The organism is Pseudodesulfovibrio sp. S3 (genome assembly GCF_004025585.1).
Classification (GTDB): domain Bacteria; phylum Desulfobacterota; class Desulfovibrionia; order Desulfovibrionales; family Desulfovibrionaceae; genus Pseudodesulfovibrio.
Map to the genome: position 1 here is coordinate 329,739 of NZ_QTZO01000003.1, position 17,733 is coordinate 347,471.

Sequence of the window (17,733 nt, forward strand, 5' to 3'; positions counted from 1 at the left end):
AGTTACACAGGATAGAAATTATCATGTAACAAAGCCTCTGTCATTACAGAATATATTCAATAAATACAGGCAACTATACTACAACCGATGTTACGGGCAAGATTTTTTCTCAAATATTTCTAGAAAGTCCATGAATCAAAAAAAACGCACACCACTTTCAGGTGTGCGTTCAATCGGCACTAGCTTTCGTCGGAAACACTAATCCACTTTTTGTAGAAGTTATACAAATAGTTCCCGCCGGAAATAACTGTCAGTATCAAGGCGACGTATAATAGCCCCTGCCCCAATGGACGAGGATCCCATCCAAACAAGGGATAGTGAAAGATCAAAAAGCCCACGGCTAATGACTGTATCAGGGTTTTGGCCTTACCCAGATTGTCAGCGGCCACGACCTCTCCCATCTCTGCCGCAATGGCACGCATACCGGTGACGGCCAATTCACGACAGATGATGATGATTACGACCCATGCAGGAGCGCCCCACCCCTGTCCGAGTCTGACCAGCATGATCAGCGCCGACCCTATGAGCAGTTTGTCTGCAAGCGGATCAAGGAATTTTCCCAAATTGGTGATGGCATTTTGCTCACGTGCGATCTTGCCGTCGAAATAGTCCGTGATGCAGGCAAGAAAATACAAACCAAAGGCACAATAAGAGCCCATACGGAACTGGAACCACATTTCGAGATAGAGGAAAAAGACGATAATGGGTGCCGCCAGAATCCGAGCCATGGTCAGGCAGTTGGGCAGATTGAAAACGTTCTTGTTCATTGTTCCCGCCTTATGTCTGACTTGTGGAGGCTGCCTCAAGACTCTTTTGGGCGGCTTCAGCGATAACATCCGCAAGTTCTATGAACGCACGCTTGGAACTGGAGTCTGCCTCAAGCAAAACCACGGGAACGCCGAGATCACCAGCCACGACCGTAGCCGGGTCCAGCGGAATGGCACCAAGAAAATCAAGGCCGTATTTTTCGGCCAGCATCTTGCCGCCGCCCTTTTTGAACAGATCAATGGATTGATGGCAGTGAGGACAAACGAGCCCACTCATGTTTTCCACCACACCGAGGATGTTTGCCTGGGCGTATTGAAGGAAGTTGATGGATTTTCTCACATCCGACAAGGAAACTTCCTGGGGTGTGGTCACCACCACCGCCAAGGCATCGGGCACTGTCTTGAGCACGGTCATGGGCTCGTCGCCGGTGCCGGGAGGGGAATCAACAACCAGAAAGTCCAAATCGCCCCATTGTACGTCGGAGACGAATTGGCGAATGGCGGAAGTCTTCATCGGGCCACGCCACAGCACGGCCTGATCAGGATCCTTGAGCAGGGACTCCATGGAGACCACATGAAGATTCTCGTTATATTCCATGGGAATCATCAGGGACCCCCGGTCAACATCCATGTTGCCGGAAATGCCGAGCAGTGTCGGCACACTGGGACCGTGAATATCCACATCCAGGAGGCCTACCTTGAAACCTCGTGCCGCCAAGGCCGCAGCAACATTGACGGAAACCGAGCTCTTGCCTACCCCGCCCTTGCCGCTCATGATGAACAGTTTGTATTTGATCTTCTCCAGGGTGGATTTGATCAACGCATCCTGGATTTGCATTTTGGCACTTGGATTGCCCGAACCACCACAGGAACCGGAACTGCACTGAGTCATGTTTTTTCTCTCTTTATCGCATTCTCCCGCAAGGGAGATCTCGTAATTACACTCCGCGGCCGCGTGAAAGCCGCTCCAATCCCAAAACAATGAATGCGCCCGCCACAACAAGAGCTGTGGCCATGACGACTTCCATACCGAATTGATCCGGCAGAATGTTCTGCTCTCGCAGGACATGTATCTTTCCACGAATGACCGATGTTTCCAAGACTTCTTTCCAGGGCCAGACCTTGCGCAAGGCTCCGACCATGAATCCGGTCAACACACTCACCGTGGCCGCATGCCACCTGTGTAACAAAAAATGCAACACACGTGAAAACAATACGATCCCGACAATTGCTCCCGTCGAAAAAACCGCGATGACCACAAAGTTATCCCACAGGAACGGATTCTTGAGGGTCCGCGTCACATATTCGTATTTCCCGAGCATCAGCAGCAAAAACGCACCGCTGATGCCAGGCAGGATCATGGCGCAGATGGCAATGGAGCCGCACAAAAAGAGAAACGGCAAGGTCTCTGGCGTGGACACCGGAATCATGCCCACCAATAAATAACTGCCCGCGGCCCCGAGAAAAACCCATCCTGCATTGATGGCATTAAGCGAACCGATCTCCTTGCCGACCACGAAAATCGAGGCCAGGATCAAGCCGAAAAAAAGGGACCATATCTCCACGGGATGCGTGTTGAGCATGTAATTCATGACGCTTGCCATGGTAACAATGGCCGTCAGGATGCCCAGAAGCAGGCAGAGAAGAAACCGTACATGCACCTCGGCCAATGCCCCGGCAAAATTCAACTTCAACAGCCGACGGATCATGATCATGTCAAAAGAACGGATGGCATCCACCAATTGGCCATAAATGCCGGTAATGAAGGCGATGGTGCCGCCGGAAACACCGGGGATGATGTCGGCCCCGCCCATGCACACCCCCTTGAGCCAAAGCAGGGCCGCCTCTCTTGGATTGCGGGGTCCCGGACTCGCCATGAAGGCGTCTTTCATGCTCATGGATTTCCTGCTCACAAAGGAATACCGCCTACCAACCGTGGTTGCCTACCAGATCCACGAAGGACACGCTTCCCTTGTTGGTCCGGGTTATTTCGCCATTTTGCTTCTCAATGAGCACCAGGGTCTGATTCCGTTTGGATTCGCCCAAGGGAATGAGCATACGCCCGGCATGGGCCAACTGGTCCACCAGAGGTTCAGGAATCTCGGGACCGCCCGCCGTGACGATTATACGGTCAAAGGGAGCTTCATCCAGCCAGCCCATGGTGCCGTCGTCCAGCTTGAGCTTCACGGAAAACATGCGCATATCCATAAACCGTTTCCGTGCACTGTAAAAAAGTTTTTTAATCCGTTCCACCGTATAGACGTCGGCCCCCATATGGGCCAAAACCGCCGCCTGGTATCCCGAACCGGTACCGATCTCGAGCACCTTCATGCCGGGTTCGATTTGCAGCAGTTCGGACATCAGCGCCACGATGTAAGGTTGGGAGATGGTCTGTCCTTCCCCAATGGGCAGGGGGCTGTCTGAGTACGCCTTGTAGGCCAAGGCCTCTTCCACGAAGAGATGACGGGGCAGCGACAGCATGGCTTCCAGGACGCGTTTGTCCGTCACGCCGCGCCCCTGAATCTGCTCGCGCACCATGCGCTCCCTGAGCCTTACCGGGTCAACCATTTCATCTCCTGGGAATAGAGGCGTACCATGATCGGAAACACCTGCGGGATGCTGAACAGATTTTACCCACCAAGTCAACACGAGCCATAAATAATAATTGATAACGACAGGCTCTATTGACACATTTCTTGCTTTGATGAAGAGTAGTTACAGACACAAGGAGAAGCTTATGCTGAAGGTCAAAGACCTCATGACGTCACCGGTTTTTTCGCTCAAGGAAAACGATTCCTTGCACCACGCCAGAGAGCTCATGAATCTCCAGCGCATTCGCCATATACCCATTGTCACTGTGGATAACATCTTCACAGGTCTGGTCACCCACCGCGACATTCTTTCCGCCACCATCTCCAAACTGGCAGGACTCGATCCTGAAACGCAAAAGGAAATCGATTTCGGCATTCCCATCCATGAGATCATGCGGACCGACATAACCTCAGTCGCCCCGGACACCTCCCTCAAGGACGCCGCCCAGCTCCTCCTCAACCACAAGTACGGCTGTCTGCCCGTGGTAAAGAACGGCGAATTGACCGGGATAATCACCGAGGCCGATTTCCTTCGTTTGACCATCGACTTCATTGACGGGCTCGACACCAAGGAATAACCGTCACCCCCCTTCCGACTTGTGAACCGCACCCGGCCGAGTGCGGTTTTGTTCTTTATTCCATACAGATAACCATCAAATCATTTTTCCCCCTTTCTTGTCTTGTCTCTGCCCATATAGTATTATAGAAATAGTCTAGAATTTATATCAACAGGAAGGATCATGAATAAAGACACCACAGGACTGACCAAGAAAAAAAGCAGCAAGGGACTGCCCATCGGGCTCTTCTCCATAATCATCATCCTGGCCCTTTGCGCGGGCCTTTTCATGCTTTTCAAAGACACCACCCCCCCGATCATAACCATAACCCCCGAAGTCGCACTGGTGGGCAAGGAGATCCCGGTAGTGGTCCGGTCGGAAGATCCCGGCAGCGGACTCAAGCTCCTGGAAATCACCGCAGTGCAGGGAGACACGCGCACCCCCCTGGCCGTCAAGACCTATCCCGGTGGCATCATGCAGGCAGAGGAGACCATTCTCCTGAGCAAGGGCCTTATCAAGGAAGGCGAATTCACCATCGAAGTCACGGCGCAAGACGCGTCCATCTACCCCTTTGGTGCCGCCGGCGTGTCCACCGCCTCCAAATCATACAACCTGGACATGACGCCACCCCGCATCTTTGTCCAATCCCATACAAACAACCTGAATCAGGGCGGGGCCGGATTGATGGTCTATGCCCTGAGCGAAGAGGCCTCGGAAACCGGTATCAGAGTCGGCGAACGATTCTTCCCGGCCTATCTCCAGCCCGGAAATTCCGGGAAATTCCTCTACTACTGCATGTTCACCCACCCGTGGGATACCAATGTCAATGATTTCAAGCCATTCATCACCGCCATGGATGGAGCCGGAAACAGTGCCAAGCAGTCCTTCAACTACCACACCAACGGACGCAGTTTCCGGCATGACCAAATCAACCTCTCCGACAACTTCATGGAACAGACCATCCCGGAATTCCAAGGGCTGGTCCCCAATGAAGGGACACCACTCGACCAGTATCTTTACATCAACAATGAACTGCGTAAGCAGAACCGGGCCAAACTCGTGGAACTCAGCCGCCTGACCAGTCCGACCATGCTCTGGACCGGCACGTTTGCGCGACTGCCCAATGCTGCCAACCGCGCCCGCTTCGCCGATGCCCGCGACTACATGTACAAGGGCAAGAAAGTCGATTTCCAGACCCACCTTGGACTGGATCTCGCCAGCCTCAAACACGCCCCTGTGCCTGCTGGAAATGACGGTCGTATCGTATACGCCGACTTTCTGGGAATCTACGGCAATGTCGTTGTCATCGACCATGGCCTGGGGCTCCAGTCTCTCTACGCCCACCTGAGTTCCATCGCGGTTGCCTTGGACGACATGGTCGCCAAGGGTCAAACCATCGGCAACACCGGCACCACCGGACTGGCCGGAGGCGATCATCTCCATTATGGGATCACGGTAGCCGGCATCCCCACGCAACCCATTGAATGGTGGGACAGCAGTTGGATAACCAACAACATCACTTCCAAGATGGAATAAGAAACAACCCCTGGCAACAGGGGTTTTTCTTTATTGTGGGGAGGCAGCAGGCATGGTTTCCCGGATCGATAATTGCACGATTTTCGCAGTGGAAAATAGTTCCCACTGGAGCACTCATGCAGATCAGCAATCAGACACCCCCATTTCATTCACAGGATATTCAAAACGCCCGTGGCTTGACACGCACCATCACACCGGAAGGCATGACCCTCGAGCCCGAAAAGACGGAAGAGGAACAACGACTCGAATCATCGTCGATCTCCTTCCAACGCGAACTGACGCCGGAAGAAGAGAGCCGGGTCCTTTTTCTCAAGAACTTGCTCGCCCAGTTACTGATCATGGCCGAAGGCCAACCCACCGAGGAACAGCGCGCACACATCCGGGACATCGAAAAGGAACTGGAAAAAATCACCGGCGTCAAAGTCCGGTCAAGCCTGTCCTCCATGACAAAGAACATGCCGGGGAAAAAAGACAAAGATGACGATGAGAAAGAGAAAGATATCCACGGCATCGACCCCAAGGAGGCCGCTCACAGCCGACGGGCCGAGTCCGACGGTTCCGCCAACCCTGGTATGCAGATGCTGCAACGCAATATGGCCTTGCTCAAACTCTGTTCCCTTTTTGACGAAGTCGGCGGCCTGAAACCATCTTCCTGAACCGCTTTTCGACCCAGTTCATGGAACGCAAAAAGGCCGGATGGATAACCATCCGGCCTTTCGCATTGTTATCAAGCTAGCCTACTGCCTCGCGGGCCGCTGGTGTTCTTCCTTGAGCAGTTCGGCCGACACGGGCGGTTCCCCGTGCTGCCGGACCCAGACGGTTTCAGGGCCGTCCTTGAGGGCCTTGTCGATGACCTCATCCATGGTCTTGACCGGAATGACTTCCAAATCCTTGAGGATGTCCTTGGGAACGTCCTTCAGATTCTTCTCGTTCTCGGCCGGAATCAGCACGGTCTTGATGAGGCCCCGATGGGCGGCCAGCAGCTTCTCGCGCAGCCCGCCGATGGGCAGGACTCGACCTCGCAGGGTAATCTCACCGGTCATGGCCAAATCATTACGCACCGGGATATTCAACAATGCGGAAATGAGCGCTGTAGTCAGGGTGATGCCTGCCGAAGGACCGTCCTTGGGCGTGGCCCCGTCAGGTACATGAATATGGATGTCCACCATCTTGTAGAAATCGGACTTCAAGCCGAGCAAATCGGACCGGGAGCGGATGTAGGAGACTGCCGCACGTGCGGACTCCTGCATGACATCACCGAGCTTGCCGGTGATCTCCACCTTGCCCTTGCCCGGCATGAGCACGACTTCCACCAGCAGCATCTCGCCGCCAAGCTGGGTCCAGGCCAGGCCGTTGCACACGCCCACCTGAGACTCCTGCTCTCGCTCGCCGTAGGAGTACTTGGTCACGCCAAGCATCTTCTGCAAGCTCTGCGTGTTGATGGAGATACTCTTTTCGCGATCATTTTCCTCAACGATCTTCATGGCGGACTTGCGGCAAATGGACGCGAGTTCGCGTTCCAGATTACGCACGCCCGCTTCTTTGGTGTAATAGCGGACCACATCCAAAATGGAGTTTTCCGAGAGCTTCAGATTTTCCGGCTTGAGGCCGTGCTGCTTGATCTGCTTGGGCAGCAGAAAGCCCTTGGCGATCTCCACCTTCTCGGTTTCCAGATAGCCGGGCAGACGGATGATTTCCATACGATCCTGCAACGGCAACGGAATACCTTCCAGGCTGTTGGCCGTGGTAATGAAGAAAACCTTGGACAAATCGTAGTCGAGATCAAGGTAATGATCGTTGAAAGCGTAATTCTGTTCCGGGTCTAATACTTCCAGAAGTGCGGCGGACGGGTCGCCGCGGAAGTCTGCGGACATCTTGTCCACTTCGTCCAGACAGATGACCGGATTGTTGTGCTTCACCCGCTTCAGGGATTGGATGATCTTGCCGGGCATGGCTCCGACGTAAGTACGCCGGTGTCCGCGAATCTCTGCCTCGTCACGCACACCGCCCAGGGAAAGCCGCAGGAATTCACGGTCCATGGAACGGGCGATGGAACGGGCGATGGAGGTCTTACCGACACCGGGAGGACCGACGAAACAGAGGATGGGCCCCTTCATGGTTTCCACCAGGGCCTGCACGGCAAGGTATTCGAGGATGCGTTCCTTGGGCTTTTCCAGACCGTAATGATCCTCGTCAAGGATGATCCGGGCCTGTTTGATGTCCACATCCCTGTCGTCCTTGATATTGTCCCAAGGCAGGTCGAGTACCCAGTCGATGTAGTTGCGGACCACTGTGTACTCCGCACTGGACGACTGCATGGTCCGCATCTTCTTGATTTCCTTGCGAACCCGCGCACGATTCTCGTCGGACATGGACTTGGCGTTGAGCTGTTCTTCCAGCTCCTGCGCCTCGGCCTGGGGATCGTCTTCGCGCCCCATTTCCTTGTTTATGGCCTTGACCTGTTCGTTGAGATAATACTCGCGCTGGTTCTTCTCCATCTGATCCTTAACGCGCCCCTTGACGCGCTTTTCGATGGAGACGATCTCGATCTCGCCCAGCAAAAGCTCATAAACTCGCTCCAATCTCCTGGACGGATCAAGCTCTTCGAGGATCTCCTGCTTGCGGGAAAAGTCGATTTTGAGATGCGGCATGATCTGATCAGCCAGCTGCCCGGGTTCCTTGATGGTGGACATGGCCAGAATGGCTTCGGGGGCCACCTTTTTGTTGACCTTGCCGAACTCGTCCAGGGACTCGTGGACCGCACGCAACAATGCCTTGGCCTCAGCAGTCGCCTCCTTGGATTCTTCCAGGGGCAGGAACCTGGCCTTTGGATAATCACCCTCTTCATCGGTGTAGGCGATCATGTCGTGCTCCGGGTCCCAGGAGGCGCGGGAAACACCTTCAAACAACACCTTTATGGTGCCGTCGGGCAGCCGAAGCATTTGCAGAATCTTGCTGACCGTGCCCACCCTGTAGAGATCATCAGCTTCAGGATGCTCTTTTTCAGGGGTCTTCTGGGTGACCAGGAATATCTGTTTCCCAAAGTCGGCAACAGCCGTCTCTATGGCCTTGATGGAGGCCTCGCGTCCCACAAACAGCGGAACGATGGATTTCGGAAACATGACCACTTCCCGCAAGGACATCATGGGGAGGGTCACGGTTTCAGGGGATTTCTTGCCGTCAAAAGCAAAGGTCGGCATGCATTCCTCCGAGGGTTGTATATATGGCGACACTCTCGTTTAACGAGAATGATTGCCTTCGATGCAAATGAAGTAAGACCCGCTTGCGACTTGTCAATCCGTCGACAGTCCTTACGCGGACTTCACTTCCTGATGATACAGGAGCAACGGCTCCATATCGTTTTCTACCACAGCCGTGTTGATGACGCATTCGCGCACTTCCGGCATGGCGGGAAGTTTGTACATGATGTCGAGCATGGACTTTTCCAGCACGTTGCGCAGCCCTCGGGCACCGGTCTTGCGCTCTATGGCCTGCTTGGCAATAGCCCGCAAGGCGTTCTCGGTGAAGGTCAACTCCACCTTATCCAGCTCGAAAAGCTTATGATACTGCTTTATCAGTGCGTTCTTGGGCTCTTTGAGAATGCGCACCAAATCGTCTTCGGTCAGCTCCTCAAGAGCGGTCTGCACGGGAATGCGGCCCACGAACTCGGGGATAAGGCCGAACTTGATGAGATCCATGGGTTCGGACAGGGCAAAAAGTTCGCCCAGGTCCATTTCCTTCTTGGCCTCGACCTTGGCACCGAATCCCAGACCGGACCCCTGCTTGCGTTGCTGGACGATCTTGTCCAGACCGATGAACGCACCGCCGAGGATAAACAGGATGTTCGAGGTATCCATGCGGATGAACTCCTGCTGGGGATGCTTTCGACCACCCTTGGGCGGAATGTTGGCCTCGGTGCCCTCGATGATCTTGAGCAGCGCCTGCTGCACGCCCTCGCCCGAAACGTCGCGGGTTATGGACGGGGAATCCCCTTTGCGCGCCACCTTGTCGATCTCGTCGATGTAGATGATGCCGCGCGAAGCTGCGTCGATGTCGTAGTCGGCATTCTGGAGCAGCTGCACCAGTATGTTCTCCACGTCCTCACCCACATAACCGGCCTCGGTCAAAGTGGTGGCATCGGCAATGGCGAACGGCACCTTGAGCACCCGAGCGAGGGTCTGGGCCAAAAGCGTCTTGCCCGACCCGGTGGGACCGATAAGCAGGATATTGGATTTGTCGATTTCGACTTCATCCGAACCGGCATTGGCCGCAGCATAGAAAACGCGCTTGTAATGGTTGTGCACGGCCACGGACAGGATCTTCTTGGCATGCTCCTGACCAATGACATACTGGTCCAACAGTTCCTTGATCTCCTGAGGAGGCAGTAGGCGTCCGTCTTCGAACTCCTCGCTGATGGTCTCCTGAGCCATTATATCGTTGCACAGGGCGACGCACTCGTCGCAAATGTATACGTCCGGCCCAGCGATCAAACGCTGAACGTCCGCCTGAGTCTTGCTGCAAAACGAGCAGGTCAGATCGGATGACTTGGGTTTCTTATCATTCATGGTTCTTAACCTTTGCTGCTTTCGTCCACGTCCGCTCTGGACTTCATGACCTTGTCGATAAGGCCGTATTTCCGAGCCTCTTCGGACGACATGAAATAATCACGTTCCGTGTCATCGTGAATCTTTGTCAATTTCTGGCCCGTATGGTTGGCCAGAATCGTATTCAGTTCCTCTTTCTGCCGCAGGATTTCCTTGGCATGAATACTGATGTCCGTTGCCTGCCCCTGCGTGCCGCCCAGGGGTTGATGAATCATGATCCGGCTGTGCGGCAATGCGTACCGCATTCCCTTCTCGCCTGCGGCGAGCAGGAGCGATCCCATGCTGGCGGCCTGCCCCATGCACAGCGTGGCAACGGGAGAGGAAATATATTGCATGGTATCGTAAATGGCCATGCCCGCAGTCACCACGCCACCCGGCGAATTGATGTACATGTATATTTCTTTTTCCGGGTCTTCCGACTCAAGGAAAAGGAGCTGAGCACAGATGAGACTCGCAACATGATCGTCGATGGCGCTGCCGAGCAGGATGATCCTGTCTTTAAGAAGTCTGGAATAAATATCGTACGCACGTTCAGTGCGACCGGTTGTTTCAATGACCATCGGGATGGTGACCATGAACGTCTCCTTGAAGGCTCTTTAGCTGTTTATCGGATATCGGGAGGAAAACGTTAGTCCTCATACACACGTAAAACAGCGCTCAACATACGTATCCACTCAGTTTTACGTCATTCAGTATGAGATATTTCCCCAGGAAGGACAAGGGGAAACTTACTCGCCGCGCATGGAACCAAATAGGTATTGATAAAGCGAGGTCAAGACCGAAAGAGCAAAAAAAAGGCGGTCCGGACGAATTCGGACCGCCATCAAACAAGCATGGGTTCGGAAGGCTATTTTTCTTCGGCCCAAAACGCATCGGCGCGTTCCTGAAGCTTGGCCAGGGAGTAGCTCTTGGCCGTGGATTCCTTGATGCCGAGGTTGGTCACGGCCCATTCAACGGCCTCTGCCTTATCCTCGAACGTCTTGGTTTCACCCTTGTCGACAGGGGCCGCATCAGCAGCTGCCTTTTTCGGGGTTTCCTTGCCTTCAGACGGAGGAGCGATCAGCTTGACTTCGGCAGCATCATATATGAGCTCGGAAGCCTTGTCGCACAACAGACGATCCTTGAGCGGCACGATAAGGTTGTTGTCCTCATAGTATTTCTTGAGTTCGTGCAGGGGCTGACGGGTCTGCATGGCCATCTGGGTCAGAGTGGATTCGATCTCTTCGGGAGAGATTTCCAAACCTTCCTCGGCAGCAACTGCCAGCAGGAATATTTCGGATTTGACAGTGGACTCTGCTTCGGCACGGAAGCCGGAGCGCAATTCCTCGGGAGTCTTGCCCAAGGACTGGAAGCCCTTGCCCTGACGGTCGAGCCGGTACTCGAGATCCTGGAGCAGGCGATCGATACGATCCTCGACCATGGAAGGCGGCAGCGGAAACTCCTCAATGCCTTCAATAATGGAATTGATCAACTGGCTTTGCGCAGTGGACTTGTTCATCTGCTTGCGCTGAGAAGCATAAGACTCACGGATACCGGTCCGCATGGTTTCAACGTCCTTGAATCCGGCCTTCTGGGCCACGGAGTCGCTCATCTTGGGCGTAATACGCTCCTTGACGGCATGCAGCTTGGCTTTCATGGTCACAGTCTGACCGGCCAGCTTCTCGTTGATGAAGTCAGCGGGGAACGTGATGTCCGTCTCACCGGATTCGCCGGTGGTCAGGGTCTTGATCATGGCTTCAAACTCGGGCAGTGCCTGATTCTCGCCCAGGACCAGGTCGAAATTCTCGGCCTGGATGCCCTCGACGATCTTGTCGCCCTGATAGGCACCAAAACTCACGGAAGCGACTTCGCCCGTCTTGGGAGGGCGTACGTCTTCAATGACTTTGACTTCAGCGTTGTTGGCCAGGATGCGGGACTCCACTTCGGTCACCTCGGCATCGGAAACCACGACATCCACTTCCTCGACCGGCAATCCCTTGTAGTTGGGCATATCGAGCTTCGGCGCCACTTCAAATTCAATTGAATACGCAAAATCCTCGTCACGGACCAATTCCTTGGCATCTACATCGATGCGGGACATGGGCTGCATGGAAAGACCGCTCATGATCTCGTTGATCTGATAGTTGATCAGATCGGTCGTGGCTTCGCCGTAAATCTGTTTGCGAAATTTGGATTCGACTACAGTGGACGGCACCTTGCCCTTGCGGAATCCCTTGACGTCAGCCTGCATACGGTACAGGGCGATGGCTGCGGAAATGGCGGCATTGGCCTCTTCGGCAGGGACTTCGACCGTGATCTTCCGTCTCACCGGGGAAAGTTCTTCAACATTGTATTCCATGGAATGTATCCTCCTCAAGACGCCTATGCAGGCGCGTAATATGGCACTTTGTGGTGCGGGCGGAGGGACTCGAACCCCCAAACCATGAGGTACCAGATCCTAAATCTGGCGCGTTTACCAATTCCGCCACGCCCGCAAAAAGAACGTGCTTATTAAGCAAGCTCCTACAGATATGTCAACCTAAAGGGGCCTTCAGAACCTGGAAATCTACAAACTTTCAGGGTCCGTCGACATCCTGTCGGCAATTTTGCGCAATTTGACCATGAGATCCTGTACATTCGCGGCCAGCACATAGACGACTTGTTCATGGCCTATTCCGCCGGGATCACCCACCGCCTGGACCGTTTCCGGAGCCGGATGGTTCTTGAACAGCTCAAAGGCCCCCCACGCCTCCAGGCCCCCTTCTTCCTCATGGATGTATTCGGGTTTGGCATCCCTGTTTATCCAGCCGACCTCAACACCGGTCTCCACCAGGGCCTGCCGAAGCGCTTCCCCCGCCCCCAACGTCATGGCGCAACTCACGTCAGGACGCAACCTGCGCGCGGAGAGCAACATGGAGGCAGTCTGCACCGAAGCGCCAAATTCGGGATAACCGACCACCGCCACCTGATTCCGCGCCGTGGTGATGAATCCGCCGGAGAATCCCGCCACATCGGCAATGGTATCGGCAAACGGCACGGCTACGGCCACATTGGCCCGGCCTCGCGGCAACATGGACCGCAAGCCGGGAGTGGAGGCCAACCGCCTGCCCAGATCGTCCACCTCGTTCAATACGCCGGCCCTGGCCCGCTCCTTGATCCAGGGTGCAAGGTGATTTGGCGGCCCCCCACCCTCGCCGAGCTGATACCCGGCGCGCAACGCCATATTCAGGTACTCCTGGGCTCGCAGTATGGCCGCCCCCAGATCAAGCCCATGTCCGAGTCCGGTCGCTATGGCAGCCGAAAGCGTGCATCCTGTACCGTGAGTCCACTCGGTCTTCACTCGCGGCTGCATGAAAGGAATCGGATCTTTCCCAGGCGTCACGAACCAATCGGTAACGGCGTACGACTCGAAATGCCCCCCTTTCAGGAGCACGGCCTTGGGCCCCATTTTCAAAAGCAGCTTAGCGGCCAGAAACATATCGTCACGGCTCTTGATCTTGACCCCGGTGAATAATTCTGCTTCGGGCACGTTGGGAGTAAGTATATCGGCCAACGGGAACATCAAGTCGACCATGGCCTCCACGGCATCATCCTGCAGCAACTTGGCTCCGGAGGTGGCCACGCAAACGGGATCGACCACCAACGGAAACGTCTTTTCCGCCAACATGGGAGCGATCGCTTCGATGGTGGATGCAGAGAACAGCATCCCGGTCTTGGCCGCATCCACCGAGATATCATCGAGAACCGCCTTGAGCTGCTTGGCAACAAACGGGGCTGTAGGGGCATTGATTCCGGTCACGGCCCTGGTGTTCTGCGCGGTCAGAGCCGTGATGACAGTGGCGCCATACCCCCCAAGCATGGTGATGGTCTTGAGGTCGGCCTGAATACCGGCCCCGCCGCCGGAATCAGAACCGGCAATGGTCAGAATGCAAGGGAGTCGGTCCATGGTTCAGCCTCCAAAAAAAACGATCGTCGGCAGGGGCATATCCTCCAACCGACAATCGCATATACAACAAGGAGAAGGCCATAAGGCCCACAATCAACCGCAAGACAGCTTGACGTAATCTTCGACGGAAACACCGTTCCACGCCTTGCTGACCCAGTAGGCCGTGGCCCATATCATCAGAGCGGTAGCCTGGAGATCCGTCAGCCTTCGCAGCTTGACTTCAAGGTTGCTTTTGCTGGCACCGTGCTGAATGTGCACGCTATGCTCATCGCAAGCTTCTTCAACCCGAAGCTGGAGATAAGCCTGCTTGGATTGGTTGGGCAGAAGCTTTACCTCCTTGTGCGACTCAAGGATGGTCTTCAATTCGGCTACGGAAAAATCACTGGAAACATTGCGAATTGACTTGAAAAAGACATCTACTGCCCAAGGCAGAATGAATTCGGCTCCAGCGCTCTTGGTCTTAAAATAGTCCTTGAGCCACTTTTCCTGATCTTGGGTAATCCTTGCAGCGACCTGGGGCATACCGTCTCCTCCAAATGAACCAACGAAACTTACCATCTGTGGGATATTTAGCAGTTGTTATATATGCGAAACAATCAAATGAATCAAGAGTTTTTCTAGATTAAAGTTATATCAATCTTAGAGATTAACCGTTGAAAACGGTCTTTAACTGACGAAACAGAGTCAAAAGCAAGGCGTTCGGCGCATCATTGCCGTCTATATTCAAACGGATAATCTCGGTCACAGTATTATTGCTGGGCGTCACGGTCTTTTTTGCCACCAAAACAATATTCTGCTCTCGGTCCTTATTCTTGGTTTCAGTACGGACTACCAACACCCAATGACCGTTTTGACGATTCCACGAAGTACTCACCGCAACAGATTCCGACTCCTTGCGCTCAATGAGCTGCACAAAATCTTCAAGAGAAAAATGCTTCTTGCCTTTGCCCTGCACGCCCAGATACTCTCCGCCGGACGCAATCACCAACGGCATTGCAAGAAAATCGGCTGGAGGAAAGTCAATTCCGCCCTCAGTACCACGACCAGCCAACCGCCGCTTGACAGACGCCAGATCCCTCTTGAGCCCCTCCAACGCCTCCTGATGACGACGTTCTACCTCGTCCCTCTCAGCGCATAACGCTGCCACCTCATCCCTGAGCGATCTGATTTCGCTCCGAAACAAAGACTGGTTATCCAGCGCATCAGAAATCTTCGACAACACCCCGGACAGCCCAAAAACGACGTCTTTGGACGACGACTGTTCAAAAGACTGTTCATGCTGTTGATCATTCATTAACACACTGAATTTAAGGGCTAACTCATGCTCAATCTGTTCAGTCGACCAATTGTCATTAAACATCTTTCGAATCCTCCTGAATATTTCCAGAACCTCAACCGGATACCTGGTCCGACGCCCGCCACCACCTTCAGTAGGTATATACTTTGAGAACTTATCCTTGTAATAGACGATCGTCGACGGCGGAATATCCAACTGTCGACCAACCTCTCTCAAGCTGATAAACCTCTTATTCATGCACCCACATCCTGTTGATCATCGTTCTTCAACTGCTTATAACTACATAAAGCCAGCTGTGTCAACACAAAAATGAACAACAATGAACAACCACACGGCAAAAAAAAGGTGCACCAGCAGGGCCAGCGCACCTTTCCGAAGAACAGTGAATTCAAAGTTACTGCTCGAGACCTTGCCGAACTTCCTTAAGGGTTTGCAAAACCTGCTGCATCTTGTCCCGCAATTGTTCGTCCTCAAGGGTGTTGCCGAGATGTGCAGCCTTCATGGCCATTTCGTTGACAATATCCTGTGCAATCATTTTTTTCATTTGCGATGGCATCCCCTGTTCCATCTGGACAAGTCGCTGATCAATTCCAGCCATTTCCTGTCGCAATGACCCTAAGCCCTTAACTTCTTCAGTAAGTCCAGCAATATTCCTATTCATGCCGAAAAAAAAGATAACAAGAAGGACCACCACCAGCAATGAGACGATTACGGCCACCTTGCTCATATCTCTACTGGTAGCAGCCACTGCAGCGGACTCAGCCGACCTTGTGCCGATTGAATCATCAGCGTTCTTGCTATCATGAATAGTTTTGAATTTATGGACGTTATTGTCATCAGAGATCATCGTATTCTCCCATTTACAATCTGCAATTGTTGTGTCTTCATCACTGTGCATGTATATACTTCACGCATCCCATGGAATCAAGGCCAAGACAGAAACAAATAAACCATACTATTACTGGCCGATTTTGTTTTACAAAAATCCATACTCTCATATAAGGTATTAACTTGACAGTGATTGGTTAATACTGAATATGATGAACAGTAAAATCAAATAGAATCACGATCAACACGCTAACCAATATACGTTGATTACTTCAGAATCAAACATCATAAAAGGAGAACCATATGGAAGACTACCTGCAAGAAGCATTGGAAATCGTAAAAGCGCAGGCAAGCGTACGAACCATGACTGAAGAAGAAATCACTTCCATGGTGCAAAAACTTTCTGCCGGAATCAAGGCAATTGCTGAAGGCGACGTCCCGGAAACCGGTGTTCAAGCCACGGTTGATCCGCAAAAAGCTATCCGTGAAAAGACCATATTATGCTGCATTTGCGGAAAATCCTTTAAGGTCATCACTAAAAAGCATCTTGCCACTCACGGCCTGACCCCTGAAGAATACAGAGAGAAGTGCGGGTACAAGAAAAAACTCCCGCTCGTCTGTAAGTCTCTTCAGCGTGAACGCCGAAAAAAGATGAAGGAAATGCAGCTCTGGACCAAACGCGGCAAAAAAGAATAATATCACGAAACATAAAAATGCCCAGTTACTACTGGGCATTTTCATTTGCTGAGTATTTTTTCCAGCATGAAATCCAATGTCCTTTCAATGCGCCTCCACCCCTCTTCCGACTGCAGATCGACACCTCCCAAAGAACCATGAATCCGGGATCTTACGGCAAGGAAATTCACAGCTCCAGCCATGACAAGAACAAGGGCCGTCATATCCACCCCTTCAGGCGGATCTTCCTGCATCAACTCGAAAAATTCCAACGCTGTCTTTGCTCGCACATCTTCCAAAACTTTTGTGAGATCGTTTCGCTCAATAGCTTCCCAGGCTAGGATCTCCAATGTATGCGGTCGGCGCAGAATTGCTCTCAGGTATTGTTTAAAGAAATGAGACATCACCTCAGAAGGCGGCATTTCGTGTATACTTTCCAAATCGTCGCCAAGCAATTCATCCACAGTAGGCCAGAAATCGACTGTTTGACCGTATGCAGCCACAAGCCCAGGCAACCCGTAAAAATACCGATAGATAAGTTTCTTATCGACACCAGCAGCCCTGGCCACCACGTTGACACCCAACTGCTGAAAGCCAACTTCTGCAATAACTTTCCCCACAGTCTTTATAAGCTTATCCTTGGTTAATTCCTTATTCCGGATGGGTATGACCTTGGAAACAGTCTTAAGATGTGCCACAGCCCCTCCTTCGTTATGATTCAATTTAAAGTATCTCAGACTGATTCAATCGTCGCAAGGCATTTGCACATAGCCTAACAACGCTAAGAACAATTAAAATTGCCAACTTTCTCGTTTCCCCCCATCGAGTCCGGGTTGGTAGACGCAAAAAAGCCCTGATTCTTTCGAATCAGGGCTTTTTGAAATATTCCTTGGCGGCGACCTACTTTCCCACACGCTACCATGCAGTATCATCGGCGATGGAGGGCTTAACTA

At 52.9% G+C, this 17,733-nt stretch carries 17 protein-coding genes and 1 tRNA gene; 4 read left to right on the forward strand and 14 right to left on the reverse strand.

What is annotated here, in order from left to right:
• Positions 1-179: 179 nt before the first annotated feature.
• From pgsA to DWB63_RS05285, 4 genes are read right to left on the reverse strand one after another with little or no spacing between them, the layout of a single operon-like run.
• A complete protein-coding gene (gene pgsA, locus DWB63_RS05270) occupies positions 180-767 on the reverse strand; it encodes a CDP-diacylglycerol--glycerol-3-phosphate 3-phosphatidyltransferase (RefSeq protein ID WP_128327762.1) in 588 nt (195 codons plus the stop codon).
• Positions 768-777: 10 nt separating this feature from the next.
• Positions 778-1,659: an Mrp/NBP35 family ATP-binding protein gene (locus DWB63_RS05275; protein ID WP_128327763.1), complete on the reverse strand. Its 882-nt coding sequence runs from the start codon at positions 1,657-1,659 to the stop codon at positions 778-780.
• Between the two features lie 46 nt (positions 1,660-1,705).
• Positions 1,706-2,665, reverse strand: a complete 960-nt coding sequence (locus DWB63_RS05280; RefSeq protein WP_128327764.1) for a DUF368 domain-containing protein — start codon at positions 2,663-2,665, stop codon at positions 1,706-1,708.
• A gap of 28 nt (positions 2,666-2,693) precedes the next feature.
• Positions 2,694-3,335, reverse strand: coding sequence for a protein-L-isoaspartate(D-aspartate) O-methyltransferase (locus tag DWB63_RS05285; RefSeq protein ID WP_128327765.1), 642 nt, complete (start codon positions 3,333-3,335; stop codon positions 2,694-2,696).
• 169 nt (positions 3,336-3,504) lie between these two features.
• Between DWB63_RS05285 and DWB63_RS05290 the strand changes: the two genes are divergently transcribed.
• The 3 genes from DWB63_RS05290 (at position 3,505) to DWB63_RS05300 (ending at position 6,107) form a co-directional block, all read left to right on the forward strand.
• Entirely contained in the window at positions 3,505-3,936 is a 432-nt protein-coding gene (locus DWB63_RS05290) for a CBS domain-containing protein (protein ID WP_128327766.1), read from the forward strand.
• Between the two features lie 162 nt (positions 3,937-4,098).
• Positions 4,099-5,451: a M23 family metallopeptidase gene (locus DWB63_RS05295; RefSeq protein WP_128327767.1), complete on the forward strand. Its 1,353-nt coding sequence runs from the start codon at positions 4,099-4,101 to the stop codon at positions 5,449-5,451.
• 176 nt (positions 5,452-5,627) lie between these two features.
• Positions 5,628-6,107 (forward strand): hypothetical protein, encoded by a 480-nt coding sequence (locus tag DWB63_RS05300; protein WP_206613136.1) that lies wholly within the window; start codon positions 5,628-5,630, stop codon positions 6,105-6,107.
• An 81-nt stretch (positions 6,108-6,188) separates the two neighbouring features.
• Here DWB63_RS05300 and lon read toward each other — a convergent pair whose 3' ends face one another.
• From lon to DWB63_RS05345, 9 genes are all read right to left on the reverse strand, one after another.
• Complete coding sequence (gene lon, locus DWB63_RS05305) at positions 6,189-8,651, reverse strand: endopeptidase La (RefSeq protein WP_128327769.1); 2,463 nt, start codon at positions 8,649-8,651, stop codon at positions 6,189-6,191.
• A 111-nt stretch (positions 8,652-8,762) separates the two neighbouring features.
• Positions 8,763-10,016, reverse strand: coding sequence for an ATP-dependent Clp protease ATP-binding subunit ClpX (gene clpX, locus DWB63_RS05310; protein ID WP_128327770.1), 1,254 nt, complete (start codon positions 10,014-10,016; stop codon positions 8,763-8,765).
• A gap of 5 nt (positions 10,017-10,021) precedes the next feature.
• Positions 10,022-10,630 (reverse strand): ATP-dependent Clp endopeptidase proteolytic subunit ClpP, encoded by a 609-nt coding sequence (clpP, locus tag DWB63_RS05315; RefSeq protein ID WP_128327771.1) that lies wholly within the window; start codon positions 10,628-10,630, stop codon positions 10,022-10,024.
• Positions 10,631-10,902: 272 nt separating this feature from the next.
• Positions 10,903-12,393, reverse strand: a complete 1,491-nt coding sequence (gene tig, locus DWB63_RS05320) for a trigger factor (RefSeq protein ID WP_128327772.1) — start codon at positions 12,391-12,393, stop codon at positions 10,903-10,905.
• Between the two features lie 51 nt (positions 12,394-12,444).
• Positions 12,445-12,529, reverse strand: a tRNA-Leu gene (locus DWB63_RS05325).
• A 71-nt stretch (positions 12,530-12,600) separates the two neighbouring features.
• Positions 12,601-13,980 (reverse strand): bifunctional hydroxymethylpyrimidine kinase/phosphomethylpyrimidine kinase, encoded by a 1,380-nt coding sequence (gene thiD / locus DWB63_RS05330; RefSeq protein ID WP_128327773.1) that lies wholly within the window; start codon positions 13,978-13,980, stop codon positions 12,601-12,603.
• A gap of 93 nt (positions 13,981-14,073) precedes the next feature.
• Positions 14,074-14,502, reverse strand: a complete 429-nt coding sequence (locus DWB63_RS05335) for a hypothetical protein (protein ID WP_128327774.1) — start codon at positions 14,500-14,502, stop codon at positions 14,074-14,076.
• A 124-nt stretch (positions 14,503-14,626) separates the two neighbouring features.
• Positions 14,627-15,514 carry a MerR family transcriptional regulator gene (locus DWB63_RS05340; RefSeq protein WP_128327775.1) on the reverse strand — a complete coding sequence of 296 codons (888 nt, stop codon included), beginning with the start codon at positions 15,512-15,514 and terminating at the stop codon, positions 14,627-14,629.
• Between the two features lie 157 nt (positions 15,515-15,671).
• A complete protein-coding gene (locus DWB63_RS05345; protein ID WP_241648637.1) occupies positions 15,672-16,175 on the reverse strand; it encodes a hypothetical protein in 504 nt (167 codons plus the stop codon).
• Positions 16,176-16,408: 233 nt separating this feature from the next.
• Between DWB63_RS05345 and DWB63_RS05350 the strand changes: the two genes are divergently transcribed.
• On the forward strand, positions 16,409-16,801 hold the full coding sequence (locus tag DWB63_RS05350) for a MucR family transcriptional regulator (RefSeq protein ID WP_128327777.1): 393 nt from the start codon (positions 16,409-16,411) through the stop codon (positions 16,799-16,801).
• Positions 16,802-16,842: 41 nt separating this feature from the next.
• Here the strand turns inward: DWB63_RS05350 and DWB63_RS05355 are convergent, their stop codons facing one another.
• Positions 16,843-17,478: a TetR/AcrR family transcriptional regulator gene (locus DWB63_RS05355; protein ID WP_128327778.1), complete on the reverse strand. Its 636-nt coding sequence runs from the start codon at positions 17,476-17,478 to the stop codon at positions 16,843-16,845.
• Positions 17,479-17,733 lie beyond the last annotated feature (255 nt).